13 protein-coding genes are annotated in these 17,520 nt (G+C 56.9%); 6 read left to right on the forward strand and 7 right to left on the reverse strand.

Going from position 1 to position 17,520, the window contains the following annotated elements; all coding sequences use genetic code 11:
* Positions 1–5: 5 nt before the first annotated feature.
* The 5 genes from mtgA to lptF form a co-directional block, all read right to left on the reverse strand.
* Positions 6–731 (reverse strand): monofunctional biosynthetic peptidoglycan transglycosylase, encoded by a 726-nt coding sequence (mtgA, locus tag L463_RS21260; protein WP_015571986.1) that lies wholly within the window; start codon positions 729–731, stop codon positions 6–8.
* On the reverse strand, positions 728–1,381 hold the full coding sequence (elbB, locus tag L463_RS21255; RefSeq protein WP_015571987.1) for an isoprenoid biosynthesis glyoxalase ElbB: 654 nt from the start codon (positions 1,379–1,381) through the stop codon (positions 728–730). Before elbB ends, mtgA begins: the two co-directional genes overlap by 4 nt.
* Positions 1,382–1,613: 232 nt before the next feature.
* Positions 1,614–3,947, reverse strand: coding sequence for an aerobic respiration two-component sensor histidine kinase ArcB (arcB, locus tag L463_RS21250; RefSeq protein ID WP_017382727.1), 2,334 nt, complete (start codon positions 3,945–3,947; stop codon positions 1,614–1,616).
* A 137-nt stretch (positions 3,948–4,084) separates the two neighbouring features.
* Complete coding sequence (gene lptG / locus L463_RS21245; protein WP_001147540.1) at positions 4,085–5,167, reverse strand: LPS export ABC transporter permease LptG; 1,083 nt, start codon at positions 5,165–5,167, stop codon at positions 4,085–4,087.
* Positions 5,167–6,267 carry an LPS export ABC transporter permease LptF gene (gene lptF / locus L463_RS21240; RefSeq protein ID WP_003861881.1) on the reverse strand — a complete coding sequence of 367 codons (1,101 nt, stop codon included), beginning with the start codon at positions 6,265–6,267 and terminating at the stop codon, positions 5,167–5,169. Before lptF ends, lptG begins: the two co-directional genes overlap by 1 nt.
* Before the next feature lie 265 nt (positions 6,268–6,532).
* Between lptF and pepA the strand changes: the two genes are divergently transcribed.
* From pepA to L463_RS21215, 5 genes are all read left to right on the forward strand, one after another.
* A complete protein-coding gene (pepA, locus tag L463_RS21235; RefSeq protein WP_003861882.1) occupies positions 6,533–8,044 on the forward strand; it encodes a leucyl aminopeptidase in 1,512 nt (503 codons plus the stop codon).
* 117 nt (positions 8,045–8,161) lie between these two features.
* Complete coding sequence (holC, locus tag L463_RS21230; protein ID WP_003861884.1) at positions 8,162–8,605, forward strand: DNA polymerase III subunit chi; 444 nt, start codon at positions 8,162–8,164, stop codon at positions 8,603–8,605.
* Entirely contained in the window at positions 8,605–11,460 is a 2,856-nt protein-coding gene (locus L463_RS21225) for a valine--tRNA ligase (RefSeq protein ID WP_017382726.1), read from the forward strand. Before holC ends, L463_RS21225 begins: the two co-directional genes overlap by 1 nt.
* A 123-nt stretch (positions 11,461–11,583) precedes the next feature.
* On the forward strand, positions 11,584–12,087 hold the full coding sequence (locus L463_RS21220) for a GNAT family N-acetyltransferase (RefSeq protein ID WP_003861887.1): 504 nt from the start codon (positions 11,584–11,586) through the stop codon (positions 12,085–12,087).
* A gap of 83 nt (positions 12,088–12,170) precedes the next feature.
* Positions 12,171–13,190 (forward strand): NADPH-dependent aldehyde reductase Ahr, encoded by a 1,020-nt coding sequence (locus L463_RS21215; RefSeq protein WP_015571992.1) that lies wholly within the window; start codon positions 12,171–12,173, stop codon positions 13,188–13,190.
* 92 nt (positions 13,191–13,282) lie between these two features.
* On the opposite strand, the gene L463_RS21210 is transcribed toward L463_RS21215, so the two are convergent.
* The gene (locus tag L463_RS21210) at positions 13,283–14,929 is read right to left on the reverse strand and encodes a dihydroxyacetone kinase subunit DhaK (RefSeq protein ID WP_032673064.1); all 1,647 of its coding nucleotides are present in this window, start codon (positions 14,927–14,929) and stop codon (positions 13,283–13,285) included.
* 137 nt (positions 14,930–15,066) lie between these two features.
* Here L463_RS21210 and L463_RS21205 point away from each other — a divergent pair, with 137 nt between their 5' ends.
* Positions 15,067–16,569, forward strand: coding sequence for a helicase HerA-like C-terminal domain-containing protein (locus L463_RS21205; protein WP_017693906.1), 1,503 nt, complete (start codon positions 15,067–15,069; stop codon positions 16,567–16,569).
* Here L463_RS21205 and L463_RS21200 read toward each other — a convergent pair.
* Positions 16,549–17,490 (reverse strand): tRNA modification radical SAM protein MnmL/YtqA, encoded by a 942-nt coding sequence (locus tag L463_RS21200; protein ID WP_096152317.1) that lies wholly within the window; start codon positions 17,488–17,490, stop codon positions 16,549–16,551. The genes L463_RS21205 and L463_RS21200 overlap by 21 nt on opposite strands.
* Positions 17,491–17,520 lie beyond the last annotated feature (30 nt).

The following is a 17,520-nucleotide window of genomic DNA, read 5'->3' on the forward strand; positions in this document are numbered from 1 at the left end:
CCGCCCTACCTAAGATTATTTCGCTCCATAAACCCTTCCCCACCCAGCTGACGCATCTGGCGCATAATCCACGCCTGGCGGCTTCGCACGTAGCCTGACGGGGCGCTGGCCTTAAAACGCAGCGGGTTCGGCAGCACGGCGGCAAGCAGTGCCGCTTCGGACATAGTCAGCCTGCTGGCGGGCTTGCCAAAATAGCGCTGCGATGCCGCTTCGACACCAAATACGCCGTCACCAAATTCCGCGATATTCAGGTAGACGGTTAAAATGCGTTTTTTGCTCCACACCGTCTCGACGCCCAGCGTCAGCCCGGCCTCCAGCCCTTTTCTCACCCAGCTGCGACCGTCCCATAAGAACAGGTTTTTTACCGTCTGCTGAGAAAGCGTCGATGCGCCGCGGACGCGGTTTTCATGACGTTCATTATGATCCAGCGCCTTCTCGATAGCCGCCACGTCAAAACCCCAGTGCTCCGGGAATTTCTGATCTTCTGCCGCAATGACCGCCAGCCCCATCCACGGCGAGATTGCATCCATGCTGACCCAGTCAGAATGGGCAACATAGCCAAAATCCCCAGAGAGCCAGGCGCTAATCTGCCGCTCTGCCATCACGGCCGAGAACGGGACGGGCAGGATGCTGAACAGCGCAATACCGCCGCCCCAGAACACAGCCAGGACCAGCACAATACGCAGCAGGATCCGTTTTAACCACCCGCCGGGGGAGAATTTACGACTCATTCGGTCAGGACCAGCACTCTGTCCACCAGCTTTTCAATGCCTGCGGCAGCCTCGGCGATGTTCTGCGCCAGCATATACGCTGGCGTGGTGATGATCTTGTTGTCCTCGTCCACCACAATGTCGTCTACCGGACATGGCACGTGTTCGCCGCCCATATCCTCGACAATCTCAGCGGTATCAATGTCGGTTCCGATCGTGAGCCGCAGCGGGAAATCAAAAATCTTCGGCAGCATGGCCGGCGCAATGCAGATAAAGCCCTGCGGCTTACCTGCCGCATGCATCGCCAGCGATAGCGCTTTCAAATCGGGATCGACATGACACGCCGTGCCTTCCGTTGCAAACGTGCTCAGGTTTTTCGCCGCGCCAAAACCGCCCGGCACGATGAGCGCATCAAGTTCAGCGGCATCGGCCTGTGCCAGCGGGTGAATATCGCCGCGCACAATACGCGCCGCTTCAATCAGCACGTTACGGCTTTCCGCCATTGGCTCGCCGGTGAGATGATTAATCACGTCTGCCTGGGTTTTATCCGGGGCGAAGCAGATAACGTCTGCCCCCTGGCGCGATAATGCCAGCAGCGTTAATACGGTTTCATGTATCTCTGAACCATCGTAAACACCACATCCGCTCAGCACGACACCAATCTTTTTCATTCTGACGATCCTTCTATGCAACTCGCTGAAGCACATTAAAAATTCTGATTAAAACGCTATGCTTCACACATTTCACTGATTCATGTAACAAACTGTTTAAGATTTGCTATCTTATCTGCGTGCGGCCTCAATTTTCAGGCGGCGTCCATGCGAAAACAACCCATAAAAATCAGGCGCAGCCACGATTTCCCTGGTGTTGGCGCAGTATTCGCGCACCCCGGTATAGCCGGGGTCATTTTTTTCTGGCGTCCACCCAGGCTTTCAGCACTGCCACATCGTTTTGCCACTCTTGTTTCATCTCTTCGACCCAATCACCTACGTTATCTTCCCAGGCAGGTAAATCAGGAGACTGAATCTGTTGGCCCAGCTGCTGGAGATGGCGTAACCCGACAGATCCTGCCGCGCCTTTGATTTTATGTCCCTCTTCGACGATGCCCTTCTGGTCACGCGCCGTCAGGTTGGATTCGAGCACGTTCAGATAGCCCGGCATCATTTTTTCGAACACGGCGAGGCCATCGGTGATCAGTTTTGGTCCCACCAGATCGATATACTGCTCCAGCATGGCGGTATCCAGTATCGTTTGGGCTTTAGCGCTATCAACAGACGTCATGGTGCTCTCCTCTTCATCACAGGTATCCCAGAACTTCTTGATCATCGCCGTCAGGGCGGGTACCGCCAGCGGCTTGCTGAGCACATCGTCCATACCGGCCTCGAGATACTCTTTTTTATCTTTCAACACGTTTGCGGTCAACGCCACCAGCGGCGGCAGCTCGTCAGGAGCATATTTGCGCGTCAGCTCGCGGGAGATATCCAGCCCGGTCATGTCCGGTAGCTGAATATCGAGCAGCACCAGGTCATACTCGCCCGGCGTGAACATCTCCAGCGCGGCTTTCCCGGTCATCGCCACATCCACGCTGTTACCGAGTTTTTCCAGTACCGACCGAGCGACAATGACGTTCAGCTCAATATCTTCCACCAGCAGAACGTGCAGGGCTGGCAGCGGCATATCGTCGTTCTCAAACGTATCTTCCACCTCTTCCGCCACGGCAGGCGCGTGGACGGTAAGCGTAAAGGTGGAGCCTTTACCCGGCTGGCTGGCAACGGTGATATCCCCGCCCATACTTTTCGCCAGACGTTTCGACACCGCCAGTCCAATGCCCGTACCGGTCGCCGGTTTACCGCCGTGGCTGTCTTTAACCTGATAATACATGGCGAAGATCTTATCCTGCTCCTCCTGAGGAATGCCGATACCCGAGTCCTCAACTTCAAAGTGCAGCATGTCGCCTTCGTCATAGCGAATGCGCACCGCAACCTGCCCCTTCTGGGTAAACTTCACGGCGTTGCTGATGAGGTTCCACAGGATCTGCCGCAGACGTGTGCCGTCCGTCACCACTTTATGCGGCAACGGCAGCGTTGGCTCCATCACAAAGCTCAACCCTTTTTGCTGAGCCTGTAAACCTGACAGGTTTTCCAGGTCCGCGAGGAAACCGGTAAAATCAACCGGCTGGTTGTCGAGCTGAACTTTACGGCGCTCCATCTTATCCATGTCGATAATATCATTGAAGATATTACCCAGCGTGACCGCCGAGACGTGGATCGTTTTCAGGTATTTTTCCTGCTCGCTGGTCAGCTCGGTATCCAGCAGAATGCGGCTCAGCCCCACAATGCCATTCAGCGGGGTGCGCAGTTCATGGCTGATGGTGGAGATGAAGGTTGTTTTATCCCGGCTGGCGCGCTCCAGCGCATCCTGATAGCGCTTACGCTCGGTGATATCGCGGCCAAAGCCCATCAGACCATGACGTTTCCCCACCCGGTCGTAATAAGGCACTTTGCGGATCTCAAAGCAGGCTTTGCGCCCGTCAGGATAGTCCAGCCACTGCTCATAGGTCAGCGAAACGTTATGGCGGAAGACCTTTTCATCCGTCTCCATCACTTTTGCTGCCGCCTCTTCGGAATAGACATCCTGAGGTTTCAGGTGGATCAGCTGCTTTTCGCTTTTCCCGGTCAACAGTTCCATGGCCCGGTTACAGCCGGAGAACTCTTTATCTTCATTACGGTAGAACACCAGATCCGGCGACGCATCGAGGAACGAGCGCAGGAAAGAGGATTGCTGTTCAAGCTGGATCTGCGTCACTTCACGCTCTTTCATCTCAACTTTTAGCTGCTCAAGCGTGGTCTGACGCTCGGCTTCCGCCTTCTCACGGTCTGAAATTTCCTGATTCAGCTGGGCAATGTTGTCCTTGAGCTGGACGTTGAGTTTGAGATCGCGCTCGCGCATCTCTTCCAGCTTATCCACCAGTTTCGATAAACGCTGTCGGGACTCTTCCAGTTGCTCAACCACCACGGAGAGAAAATAGACCGCCCATGGGGTAATCAGCAGGCCAAAGAAAATAGAGCGGATCACGTCGATGCTCTCGACCTGACCATGCAGAACCATGGTCACGGCCATTTGCACGACGATGGCCAGAACGACCAGCGCCAGCGCCAGCAGCATGGAAAAACGCACCAGCCCGAGCTTCATCATCAGGTCGACGTAGTACTGGGCCAGCATTCGAATTTGCTTCATAGAGGATCCCTTCACGACTTTATCGCTCAATAATACTCAAATTCACGGCGAGGCGTTGAAGGTTGTGAGAAAAAGTGCGGGGTGAAACAGGAGATTAGCCTCGCCCCCGGGCAACCGGGAGCGAGGAAGAAGGTTTATCAGGAGCGTTTTAGCAGCATCCAGAGGCTGATCAGGAAGAAACTGGCGCTCGGCAACAGCGCGCCGATAATTGGAGGAATGCCATACACCAGCGTCAGCGGACCGAAAATCTGATCGAGGACGTAGAACACGAAACCAAAGCTGATACCGGTTACCACGCGAACCCCCATCGGCACGCTACGCAGCGGTCCAAAGATGAACGATAGCGCCATCAGCATCATCACGGCCACGGACAGCGGCTGGAAGATTTTGCTCCACATGTTGAGCTGGTAACGCCCCGCATCCTGTCCGCTCGATTTCAGATACTTCACGTAATTATGCAGACCGCTGATGGAGAGCGCATCGGGATCGAGCGCTACCACCCCAAGCTTGTCCGGCGTCAGGTTGGTTTTCCAGGTACCGCTAACGGTCTGCGAACCGGTGATCTGTTTCGGGTTCGTCAGGTCAGATTCATCAACCTGGGATAACCGCCACAGCTTGTTGTTCGCATCAAATTTAGCGGAGGCGGCATAACGCACCGACTGTAAACGACGATCGTTATTGAAGGCATAGATACTCACGCCGCCCAGTTCATCGTCCCCTTTCACGCGTTCGATATAGACAAAGTTCTGACCATCTTTCGCCCATAATCCCTGCTGCGTGGAGAGCAGTGAACCGCCGTACATAGCCTGAGCACGGTAGTTACGCGCCATCTGTTCGCCCTGCGGCGCGACCCATTCGCCAATCGCCATGGTCAACAGCACCAGCGGGATCGCGGTTTTCATCACCGACAGCGCAACCTGCATACGGGTAAAACCCGATGCCTGCATCACCACCAGCTCGCTACGCTGAGCCAGCATCCCCAGGCCCAGCAGCGCCCCCAACAGGGCCGCCATCGGGAAGAAGATCTGCACATCTTTTGGTACGCTGAGCAGGGTATACATCCCGGCGCCCAACGCGTCGTAACTCCCCTGCCCGGCTTTTTTCAGCTGGTCGACAAATTTGATAATGCCCGAGAGCGACACCAGCATGAACAGGGTCATCATGATGGTGGTGAAAATCGTTTTACCGATATAGCGGTCAAGTACGCCAAACGCCTGCATTAGATGGCTCCTTTACGCGTAAACCGGGCACGAAGACGACGCACAGGCACCGTGTCCCACAAGTTGAGTCCGACTGCCAGCAGCAGATACAAACCATTCACGACCCAGGTCCAGATCATCGGGTCAATTTTTCCTTTCCCGCCGTTAGACTTGATTGAGGTTTGCAGCAGGAAGAACACCAGATACAGCAGCATCGCTGGCAGCATCGACAGCACGCGGCCCTGGCGCGGGTTTACCACGCTCAGCGGAACCACCATCAGCGCCATCATAAATACGGTGAATACCAGCGTGATACGCCAGTGCAGTTCAGCACGCGCACGATCGGTATCGGTATTCATTAAGGTGCGCATATCCATCTGCTCAGTATCCGTGGGATCGAGCGCGACGGCCTGATGGCCAATGATGGCCTGGTAGTTCTGAAAATCGGTAATACGGAAGTCGCGCAGCATAGCCGTGCCTTCGAAACGCGTTCCTTTGTTCAGCGTGACAACCTGAGAGCCGTCTTTACGCTGAGACAGCTGACCGGAGTCCGCCACCACCACAGAAGGCCGAGCGTTACCTTTCGGGCGCAGTTGAGCAAGAAACACGTCATTGAAGCGGTTGCCATCGACGCTTTCGATAAACAGTACGGAGTTACCGTCGGTAGCCTGCTGGAACTGCCCCTGCGCCAGCGCCGCCAGCCCTGGGTTAGCTTTTGCTTCCGCCAGCACCTCATCCTGATGACGAGAGGAGGTCGGCCCCGCCCACATGACGTTAACCGCGGCAACAATGCCCGTAAACAGCGCCAGCACCATGGCTGCTTTTACCAGTACGGCTTTACTGAGGCCGCAGGCATGCATCACGGTGATTTCACTTTCGGTATAGAGCTTACCCAGGGTCATCAGCAGACCAAGGAACAGGCTTAACGGCAGGATAAGCTGCGCCATTTCCGGCACGCCAAGCCCGAGCAGGGAAAGCACCAGATTCGTTGGGATTTCGCCATCAACCGCCGCGCCGAGGATCCTGACCAGCTTCTGACAGAAAAAGATCAGAAGGAGGATAAAGAGGATCGCCAGTTGGCTCTTCAGCGTCTCCCGAACCAGATATCTTATGATTATCACTTTAAATACGCCCGTTAAAACTCGTCTTATGCAGGAATTTAGCTTGTTTCATGGCTTAAACGTCATTTATTCTCTTGAGTCGTCGAAATCATCGCTAAGATTAAAAAACCCGGCGGATTCGCGCTTCATGACATTTATTGACGTGTCGAAACCGTAGTAACGTAAGATTAACACGAAGTCACCACAACGGCGGACATGAGTTACGAAAGGTTTCAATTCTATCCGTAGCCGCCGCCGTTGTCTTTAAGATTCAGGAGCGTAGTGCATGGAGTTCAGTGTAAAAAGCGGTAGCCCGGAGAAACAGCGGAGTGCCTGCATCGTTGTGGGCGTCTTTGAACCACGCCGACTCTCCCCGATCGCCGAGCAACTCGATAAAATCAGCGACGGTTATATCAGCGCCCTGCTGCGCCGTGGCGAACTGGAAGGCAAACCAGGGCAGACCTTGTTGCTGCACCATGTTCCGAACGTCCTGTCCGAGCGTATTCTGCTGATTGGCTGTGGTAAAGAACGTGAGCTTGATGAGCGCCAGTACAAGCAGGTTATTCAGAAAACCATTAATACACTGAATGATACTGGTTCGATGGAAGCCGTCTGCTTCCTGACGGAGCTGCACGTTAAGGGCCGCAACACGTACTGGAAAGTGCGCCAGGCCGTCGAAACCGCAAAAGAGAGCCTCTACAGCTTTGATCAGCTGAAAACCACCAAAAGCGAGCCGCGTCGCCCGCTGCGTAAAATGGTCTTTAACGTGCCGACCCGTCGCGAGCTGACCAGCGGCGAGCGCGCCATTCAGCACGGTCTGGCCATTGCCGCCGGTATTAAAGCGGCAAAAGATCTTGGCAATATGCCGCCAAACATCTGTAACGCCGCGTACCTGGCGTCTCAGGCGCGCCAGCTGGCTGACGCCTACAGCAAGAACGTCATCACCCGCGTTATCGGCGAACAGCAGATGAAAGAGCTGGGGATGCACTCTTATCTGGCGGTCGGTAACGGTTCCCAGAACGAATCCCTGATGTCGGTCATTGAGTACAAGGGTAATCCGTCTGAAGATGCGCGTCCCATCGTGCTCGTCGGTAAAGGGCTGACCTTCGACTCCGGCGGTATCTCCATCAAGCCTTCAGAAGGCATGGATGAGATGAAATACGACATGTGCGGCGCGGCGGCGGTTTACGGCGTCATGCGCATGGTCGCGGAACTTCAGTTGCCCATCAACGTGATCGGCGTGCTGGCGGGCTGCGAAAACATGCCTGGCGGCCGCGCTTATCGTCCGGGTGATGTGCTGACCACCATGTCCGGCCAGACCGTTGAGGTGCTGAACACCGACGCCGAAGGCCGTCTGGTGTTGTGTGACGTGCTGACCTACGTTGAGCGTTTCGAACCTGAAGCGGTTATCGACGTGGCTACCCTGACCGGCGCCTGCGTGATCGCGCTGGGCCATCACATCACCGGCCTGATGTCGAACCACAACCCGCTGGCGCATGAGCTGATCGGCGCGTCCGAGCAGGCCGGCGACCGCGCGTGGCGTCTGCCGCTGGGGGACGAGTTCCAGGAACAGCTGGAGTCTAACTTCGCAGACATGGCGAACATCGGCGGTCGTCCTGGCGGAGCTATTACCGCGGGCTGCTTCCTGGCGCGCTTTACCCGCAAGTACAACTGGGCGCACCTGGACATCGCGGGGACCGCATGGCGCTCCGGTAAAGCCAAAGGCGCGACCGGACGTCCGGTGGCGCTGCTGTCGCAGTTCCTGCTCAATCGTGCGGGTTTTAACGGCGACGAGTGATGTAAAACGCCGGGTGGCGGCTACGCCTTACCCGGCCTACACGCCACTCAACCGTAGGCCGGGTAAGCGAAGCGCCACTCGGCTTTGCATTTAAATCCACGACAAGAAGCCCCATATATGAAGAATGCAACGTTCTACCTTCTGGACAATGACACCCATCAGGATGGCCTCAGCGCCGTTGAACAGCTGGTGTGTGAAATTGCCGCAGAACGTTGGCGCGCAGGTAAACGCGTCCTGATTGCCTGTGAAGATGAGCAGCAGGCGATTCGCCTGGATGAAGCGCTATGGGCGCGCCCGCCGGAGAGTTTTGTTCCGCATAACCTGTCGGGCGAAGGTCCACGCGGCGGGGCACCGGTGGAGATTGCCTGGCCGCAAAAACGCAACAGCAGCGCGCGCGACATTCTCATTAGCCTGCGGACAGACTTTGCAGATTTTGCCACCGCTTTCACAGAAGTGGTAGACTTTGTCCCTTACGAAGAATCCTTGAAACAACTGGCGCGCGAACGCTACAAAGCGTACCGCCTGGCCGGTTTTAACCTGAATACGGCAACCTGGAAATAATGGAAAAGACATATAACCCACGCGATATCGAACAGCCGCTTTACGAGCACTGGGAACAGCAGGGCTATTTCAAGCCTAACGGCGACGAAAGCAAAGAGTCCTTCTGCATCATGATCCCGCCGCCGAACGTCACCGGCAGTTTGCATATGGGGCATGCTTTCCAGCAGACCATCATGGATACCATGATCCGCTACCAGCGCATGCAGGGCAAAAATACCCTGTGGCAGGCGGGGACTGACCACGCGGGTATCGCGACCCAGATGGTGGTTGAGCGTAAAATTGCCGCTGAAGAGGGTAAAACCCGCCACGACTACGGTCGCGACGCGTTCATCGACAAAATCTGGCAGTGGAAGGCAGAATCCGGCGGCACCATTACCCGTCAGATGCGCCGTCTCGGCAACTCCGTAGACTGGGAGCGCGAGCGCTTCACCATGGATGAAGGCCTGTCCAACGCCGTGAAAGAAGTCTTTGTGCGCCTGTACAAAGAAGACCTGATTTATCGTGGCAAGCGCCTGGTCAACTGGGACCCGAAACTGCGCACCGCCATCTCTGACCTGGAAGTGGAAAACCGCGAGTCTAAAGGCTCCATGTGGCACATCCGCTATCCGCTGGCCGACGGCGCAAAAACCGCCGACGGTAAAGATTACCTGGTGGTGGCGACCACCCGTCCGGAAACCCTGCTGGGCGATACCGGCGTGGCCGTTAACCCGGAAGATCCGCGTTATAAAGATCTGATCGGCAAATTCGTGGTGCTGCCGCTGGTGAACCGCCGTATTCCGATTGTGGGCGACGAACACGCCGACATGGAAAAAGGCACCGGCTGCGTGAAAATCACCCCGGCGCATGACTTCAACGACTATGAAGTCGGTCGTCGTCATCAACTTCCGATGATCAACATTCTGACCTTCGACGGCGATATCCGCGAAAGCGCAGAAGTGTATGACACCAAAGGCAACGAATCCGACGTTTATTCCAGCGACATCCCGGCTGAGTTCCAGAAGCTGGAGCGCTTTGCCGCGCGTAAAGCCATCGTAGCCGCCGTTGACGCACTCGGCCTGCTGGAAGAGATTAAACCTCACGATCTGACCGTGCCGTACGGCGACCGTGGCGGCGTGGTTATCGAGCCAATGCTGACCGACCAGTGGTACGTGCGTGCCGACGTGCTGGCGAAACCGGCTGTTGAAGCGGTTGAGAACGGCAGCATCCAGTTCGTGCCGAAGCAGTACGAAAACATGTACTTCTCCTGGATGCGCGATATTCAGGACTGGTGTATTTCCCGTCAGCTGTGGTGGGGTCACCGTATCCCGGCGTGGTACGACAACGAAGGCAATGTCTACGTTGGCCGCACCGAAGAGGAAGTGCGTCAGGAAAACAACCTGGGCGCTGACGTTGCCCTGCGCCAGGACGAAGACGTGCTGGATACCTGGTTCTCCTCCGCACTGTGGACCTTCTCTACCCTCGGCTGGCCGGAAAACACCGACGCGCTGCGTCAGTTCCATCCAACCAGCGTGATGGTATCCGGCTTCGACATCATCTTCTTCTGGATCGCCCGCATGATCATGATGACCATGCACTTCATCAAAGACGAAGACGGCAAGCCGCAGGTTCCGTTCCATACCGTCTACATGACCGGCCTGATCCGCGACGACGAAGGCCAGAAGATGTCCAAATCCAAGGGTAACGTTATCGACCCGCTGGATATGGTGGACGGTATCTCTCTGGAAGAGCTGCTGGAAAAACGTACCGGCAACATGATGCAGCCGCAGCTGGCAGAGAAAATCCGCAAGCGTACCGAGAAGCAGTTCCCGAACGGGATCGAATCTCACGGTACCGACGCCCTGCGCTTCACCCTGGCGGCGCTGGCCTCCACCGGTCGTGACATCAACTGGGATATGAAGCGTCTGGAAGGTTACCGTAACTTCTGTAACAAGCTGTGGAACGCCAGCCGCTTCGTGCTGATGAACACCGAAGATCAGGATTGCGGCTTTAACGGCGGCGAAATGACCCTGTCTCTGGCAGACCGCTGGATCCTGGCGGAATTTAACCAGACGGTGAAAGCATTCCGCGACGCGCTGGACAGCTACCGCTTCGACATCGCGGCAGGCATCCTGTACGAATTCACCTGGAACCAGTTCTGCGACTGGTACCTGGAGCTGGCGAAGCCGGTCATGAACGGCGGTTCTGAAGCGGAACTGCGCGGCACGCGTAATACGCTGATTACCGTTCTGGAAGGTCTGCTGCGCCTTGCGCACCCGATCATTCCATTCATCACCGAAACCATCTGGCAGCGCGTGAAGGTGATTGCCGGTATTAATGCCGATACCATCATGCTCCAGCCGTTCCCGGCATTCGACGCCGCGAAAGTGGATGAAGCCGCATCTGCGGATACCGAGTGGCTGAAACAGGCGATCGTTGCGGTACGTAACATCCGCGCGGAAATGAACATCGCTCCGGGTAAACCACTGGAGCTGCTGCTGCGCGGTTGCAGCGAAGCTGCCGTTCGTCGCGTCACCGAGAACAACACCTTCCTGAAAACCATGGCGCGTCTGGAAAGCATCACCGTGCTGCCTGCCGATGACAAAGGTCCGGTTTCCGTGACCAAAATCATCGACGGCGCGGAGCTGCTGATCCCGATGGCGGGCCTGATCGACAAAGATGCGGAGCTGGCGCGTCTGGCGAAAGAAGTGGCGAAAGTCGACGTGGAAATTGGCAAAATCGAAAGCAAACTGGCGAACGAGGGCTTTGTGGCCCGCGCGCCGGAAGCGGTCATCGCCAAAGAGCGTGAGCGTCTGGTTGCCTTCGCCGATGCGAAGACCAAACTGATCGAGCAGCAGGCGGTTATCGCGGCGCTGTAATGCTTTTACCCCTTACGCTTCAGGGCGTAAGGGGTATCCTTCCTGAAAACTCCTCGCTTGCACTCCCCTTTCTGCGGTGCTATTAACAGCAGTTGTGTGTCAATTTTTGTCATGAGTAATGCTATGAGCGTGATTACCCCCGTCGCGACGACAATGCGTCGGATCACTGAGCAGGACAACCCGGCTATCGCCGCCGTTATCCGCACGGTTTCTGCCGAATATGGCCTGACCGCCGACAAAGGCTACACCGTGGCCGACCCAAATCTGGACGAACTTTTTCAGCTGTACAGCCAGCCGGGTCATGCCTACTGGGTCATCGAGCAGGACGGCCAGGTCGTGGGCGGCGGCGGCATTGCCCCACTGCTTTGCAGCGAGCCGGATATCTGTGAACTCCAGAAAATGTATTTCCTGCCAACGATACGCGGACAAGGCCTGGCGAAAAAGCTGGCGCTGGTCGCCCTGGAACATGCACGCTCACAGGGCTTTAAACGTTGCTACCTTGAAACCACCGCTTTCCTTAAAGAGGCCATTGGCCTGTATGAACATCTCGGCTTTGAGCATATCGATGCGCCACTGGGCTGCACGGGCCACGTGGACTGCGAAGTCAGGATGCTGAAAAGTCTGTAAGTTTTGTTCCTGCCGTCTTCTGTTAAGCGTCTGTAAACTGAATGCTCTACACTCACAGTTCACACCAAAACAGGGGAAATGCGATGTCGAAGATAAAAAGCTACGCCGCACCGCAGGCGGGTGCAGAACTTGAGCTGTACGAGTACGATGCGGGCGAACTAAAAGCGGAAGACGTCGAAGTACAGGTTGATTACTGCGGGATCTGCCACTCAGATCTCTCGATGATCGACAATGAATGGGGCTTCTCCAGCTATCCGCTGGTGGCCGGGCACGAAGTCATTGGCCGCGTCGTGGCGCTCGGCAGCGCCGCGCAGGACAAAGGGCTGAAAGTGGGCCAGCGCGTGGGTATCGGCTGGACGGCACGCAGCTGCGGCCACTGCGACGCCTGTATCAGCGGCAATCAGATCAACTGCCTTGAGGGCGCTACGCCGACCATCCTGAACAAGGGCGGTTTCGCCGATAAGCTGCGCGCCGACTGGCAATGGGTTATCCCGCTGCCGGACAGCATTGATATCGAATCCGCCGGTCCGCTGCTGTGTGGCGGTATCACCGTCTTTAAACCGCTGCTGATGCATCACGTCACCGCCACCAGCCGCGTGGGCGTGATCGGGATTGGCGGTCTGGGCCATATCGCCATCAAGCTGCTGCACGCGATGGGCTGTGAAGTGACGGCGTTCAGCTCTAACCCGGCGAAAGAGCAGGAAGTGCTGGCGATGGGTGCGGATAAAGTGGTGAACAGTCGCGATCCCCAGGCGCTCACCGCTCTGGCAGGCCAGTTTGACCTGATCATCAACACCGTCAACGTCGATCTCGACTGGCAGCCGTACTTTGAAGCCCTGGCCTACGGCGGTAACTTCCACACCGTGGGTGCGGTGATGAAGCCGCTGCCGGTTCCGGCGTTTACCCTGATCGGCGGCGATCGCAGCATATCCGGCTCTGCTACCGGCACACCATATGAGTTACGCAAGCTGATGAAGTTTGCCGGACGCACAAAAGTGGCGCCAACCACCGAGCTGTATCCGATGTCAAAAATCAACGAAGCGATCCAGCACGTGCGCGACGGCAAAGCCCGCTACCGCGTGGTGTTGAAAGCGGATTTCTGATGTGAGATTGCCGGGGAATGTGCGGCCTGATGCCCTCACCCCAACCCTCTCCCACAGGGAGAGGGCGCAAACACTAAAAACGGTAACGGTTGTTACCGTTTTGCATCTACCATGGTCTTAAACACTTCCGCCACCGCGACCGCCCCCGGATCCATCACCCCGTCCAGATTCTCTTTATTCACGTACGACGAGCGTCCCGCGCCGGCTTTCGCCATTTTCGCCGTTGCTTCAGCCCCTTGCTGCGCGGCCTGCGCTGCCGCCTGAATATTGCCTTTCTGTAACGCCTCCAGCGCCGGTTGCAGGGCATCGATCAGCGTACGATCGCCGAGATCTGCACCGCCATACTGCTTCATCTGCGCCAGTCCTCTCAGCAATGCTTCAGGTAGCGACTGTCCATCGTGAAGCTTTTGTCCTGCCGCCGTGAAGAAGATCGACATCAATACGCCGCTCGATCCGCCCATTACCGTTGCCAGCCGCTCCCCCACCAGCAGGAGTAATGTCGGCACGTCGTTAAGGGGCAGGTTGTTCTCCTCAAGTCGCTGCGCAATATCCCGCGCCCCTTGCGCAAAGGTGGAGCCCGTATCGCCATCGCCTACTTTGGCATCCAGCGCGTTAAGGCGATTTTCCAGCTGGATCAATGTTTTCGTTACCGAGGCGACGGCCTCGCTCACCTGCGGATTGTCCGACGGGGTATATTCCACGCGATCATGAAGGGCGCTATGGGGGACGGTACGCAGGGGCGCGAACGCGACGGGCTTCTGCCAGCCCAGCGTCTCGACCTCGGCGTGAATCGCCTTCTCGAAGAAATCGTTGAGCTTTAACAGCGTTAGCGAAAAGCCTTTCATATCCAGCGCACTCACCAGCGGCGCCGGGCCAATCAGATACGCAATGTTCTCTTTCAACGCCGAATGCGCCAGCTCTTTGGTGAGCAGAGCCATCTCCAGCGCTGACACGCCGCCGAGGTTGTTGATCAGCACCGCAAAGCGCCCGTCACCCGCCTGGGCTTTTAGCGGCGTCACCAGCGTATCGATAATCGCCCTGCTGTTCTGCGTATCCACCACCGATGCCCCCGGCTCGCCGTGAATCCCCAGCCCCAGCTCCACGTGGCCTTGCCTGATGCGTCCTTCTTCATCATCGCTACCCGGCAGGTTACAGGTTTGTATCGCAACCCCCAGGCTCCAGAGGTTATCGCAGGCCTGTTGCGCAATATCCCGCACGTCGTTTAGCGATTTCCCCTGTTCTGCCGCATATCCCGCAATCTTATGCACCAGCGCCGTTCCCGCGATACCACGCGGCTGCTTGTTATCCGGTAGGGCGATATCATCCGCCACGATAACCATCTCGACCTTCAGGCCGTAGCGTTTGGCTTTTTCCGCCGCCAGGCCAAAGTTAAGCCGGTCACCGGTGTAGTTTTTCACAATCAGCAGGCAGCCACGATCGCCCGTCACCGCCACAATGGCATTGAGGACCGCATCCACGCTTGGGGAAGCGAACAGATCGCCACACACCGCTGCGGTAAGCATGCCTTTACCGACGAACCCGGCATGTGCCGGTTCATGGCCGGAGCCGCCACCGGAGATCACCGCCACGCGGCTTTTATCCCAGTCGCCGCGAGCCACCACGCGGATGGCCGGATCGATATCCAGTTTGACGAGATTACCGTGCGGCGCGGAGAGAAGTATGCCTTCAATGGCATCGTTGACAAGCTGTTTGCGGTCGTTAAAAAAGAATCTGGACATAGTTTCCCAAAATTTTGTTTACCGTATGCAAAAGCATAGTCCGCACTGGATAATGCGCCGCAAAGTGAGGAATTTACGCAGACATTTTGCCGTCAGGTTGCCTATACTCCACCCAGGACTACGAGAGGACGTGCATCATGAGTACACCATTGTTAATCGCCAGGACGCTGGAAAAAGAGCTGTTTTTACTGCCCGCGATGGCGAACCGTCATGGCCTGATCACCGGCGCGACCGGGACGGGAAAAACCGTCACCCTGCAAAAGCTGGCTGAGTCGTTGTCAGAGACTGGCGTGCCGGTATTTATGGCTGACGTGAAGGGCGATTTAACCGGGGTGGCTCAGGAAGGTGCAGCGTCAGAAAAACTCCTCGAGCGCCTGAAAAATATCGGCATCACCGACTGGACGCCGCACGGTAATCCGGTGGTGGCCTGGGATATCTTCGGCGAAAAAGGCCATCCGGTGCGCGCCACCGTCTCCGACCTCGGCCCGCTGCTGCTGGCCCGTCTGCTTAACCTCAACGACGTGCAGTCCGGGGTACTGAACATTATCTTCCGTATCGCCGACGATCAGGGGCTACTGCTGCTCGACTTCAAAGATCTGCGCGCCATCACCCAGTACATTGGCGATAACGCCAAATCCTTCCAGAACCAGTACGGCAATATCAGCAGCGCCTCGGTGGGCGCCATTCAGCGCGGGCTCCTGACGCTGGAGCAACAGGGTGCCGAACACTTCTTCGGCGAGCCAATGCTGGATATCAAAGACTGGATGCGTACCGACAGCAGCGGCAAAGGCATCATCAACATTCTGAGCGCAGAGAAGCTCTACCAGATGCCGAAGCTTTACGCCGCCAGCCTGCTGTGGATGCTCTCTGAACTGTACGAACAACTGCCGGAAGCAGGCGATCTGGAAAAACCCAAACTGGTGTTCTTCTTTGACGAAGCGCACCTGTTGTTTAACGACGCGCCGCAGGTGCTGCTGGATAAAATTGAACAGGTTATCCGCCTGATCCGCTCCAAGGGTGTCGGGGTCTGGTTTGTGTCGCAAAACCCGTCGGATATTCCGGACAACGTACTGGGGCAGCTGGGTAACCGCGTGCAGCACGCCCTGCGCGCCTTTACGCCGAGAGATCAGAAAGCGGTGAAAGCCGCGGCGCAAACCATGCGTGCCAATCCGGCCTTTGATACCGAAACCGCCATTCAGGCGCTGGGTACCGGTGAAGCGCTGATTTCGTTCCTCGATGCAAAAGGCAGCCCGACAGTTGTCGAGCGTGCGATGGTGATTGCGCCCTGCTCGCGCATGGGGCCGGTAACGGACGATGAACGCAACGGCCTGATTAATCACTCCCCGGTGTACGGGAAGTATGAAGACGAGGTGGATCGCGAATCCGCGTTCGAGATGCTGCAAAAAGGGGTGCAGGCGACTGCCGAATCGCAGGATGCCCCTGCCGCAAAAGGGCAATCTGTTGCCGTGGACGACGGCATTCTCGGCGGGCTGAAAGATATTCTGTTCGGCAGCACCGGGCCACGCGGCGGCAAACGCGATGGCGTGGTTCAGACCATGGCAAAAAGCGCGACGCGTCAGATTACCAACCAGATAATACGCGGCATGCTGGGAAGTCTGCTAGGCGGCCGTCGCCGGTAGCGGGGGAACCCACGGGCGGCCAAGCGCCGACCCCTGTACGCCGTTCTCCTGTAGATAGCGGTCGATTTCCAGCATCCCCGTCCAGCGGTTCTCACACCAGAGCGGTGCCAGAAGCGTTGGGCGGCGGGCGCTGGCCGAGATGCGGTGGTAAACAATCTCCGGAGGCGTGTGGCGAATCATCTCCCCCGCCGTCACCGTATAGTCGTCGAGTTCGATACCACTTAACCGCCCCGCTTCCCAGGCTTTCGCCATTATGCTGCCCTTCACGATATGCAGCGGATGCAGCTTAATGCCATCCACGCCGGTCTCGACGACTTTTTCCAGCGTTTCCAGCCCGTGCTGCTGCCCTTCTCCTGGCAAGCCGACAATCAGATGCGAGCAGACTTTTAATCCACGCTCACGGGCGAGACGCGTGGTGCGCTGGTAGCAGGCGAAATCATGCCCGCGATTGATACGGTGCAGGGTTTTGTCATGCGCGGTCTGCAAGCCCAGCTCCAGCCAGATCTCGTAGCCCTTCTCTTTGTACTCACTAAGTAAATCCAGCACGGCCTCCGGCACGCAGTCCGGACGCGTCCCCACGCACAGCCCGACAATGTTCGCTTGAGCAACCGCCTGCTGATACATCGAGCGCAGCACCTGCACCTCAGCCCACGTGCTGGTGTAGGCCTGGAAATAGGCCAGATACTGCTTCGCGCGATTCACCAGACTCGCCTGATGGGCGAGCTGTTCAGCGATAGATTTATGCTGCTGGGCCTCGTCAGCAAACGAGGCCACGTTACAGAAAGTGCAGCCACCACGCCCGATGGTGCCATCGCGATTCGGGCAGCTAAAGCCGCCGTGCAGCGTCAGTTTGTGAACCTTTTGCCCATAGCGCTGCAAAAGATCCCCACCAAACATATTGACTAATTTCTGTAACTGCATAATCTGATAGACCGTCCCGAAGAAAGGGGA

The sequence above is a fragment of the Enterobacter sp. BIDMC 27 genome, assembly GCF_000534415.1.
Classification (GTDB): domain Bacteria; phylum Pseudomonadota; class Gammaproteobacteria; order Enterobacterales; family Enterobacteriaceae; genus Enterobacter; species Enterobacter hormaechei_C.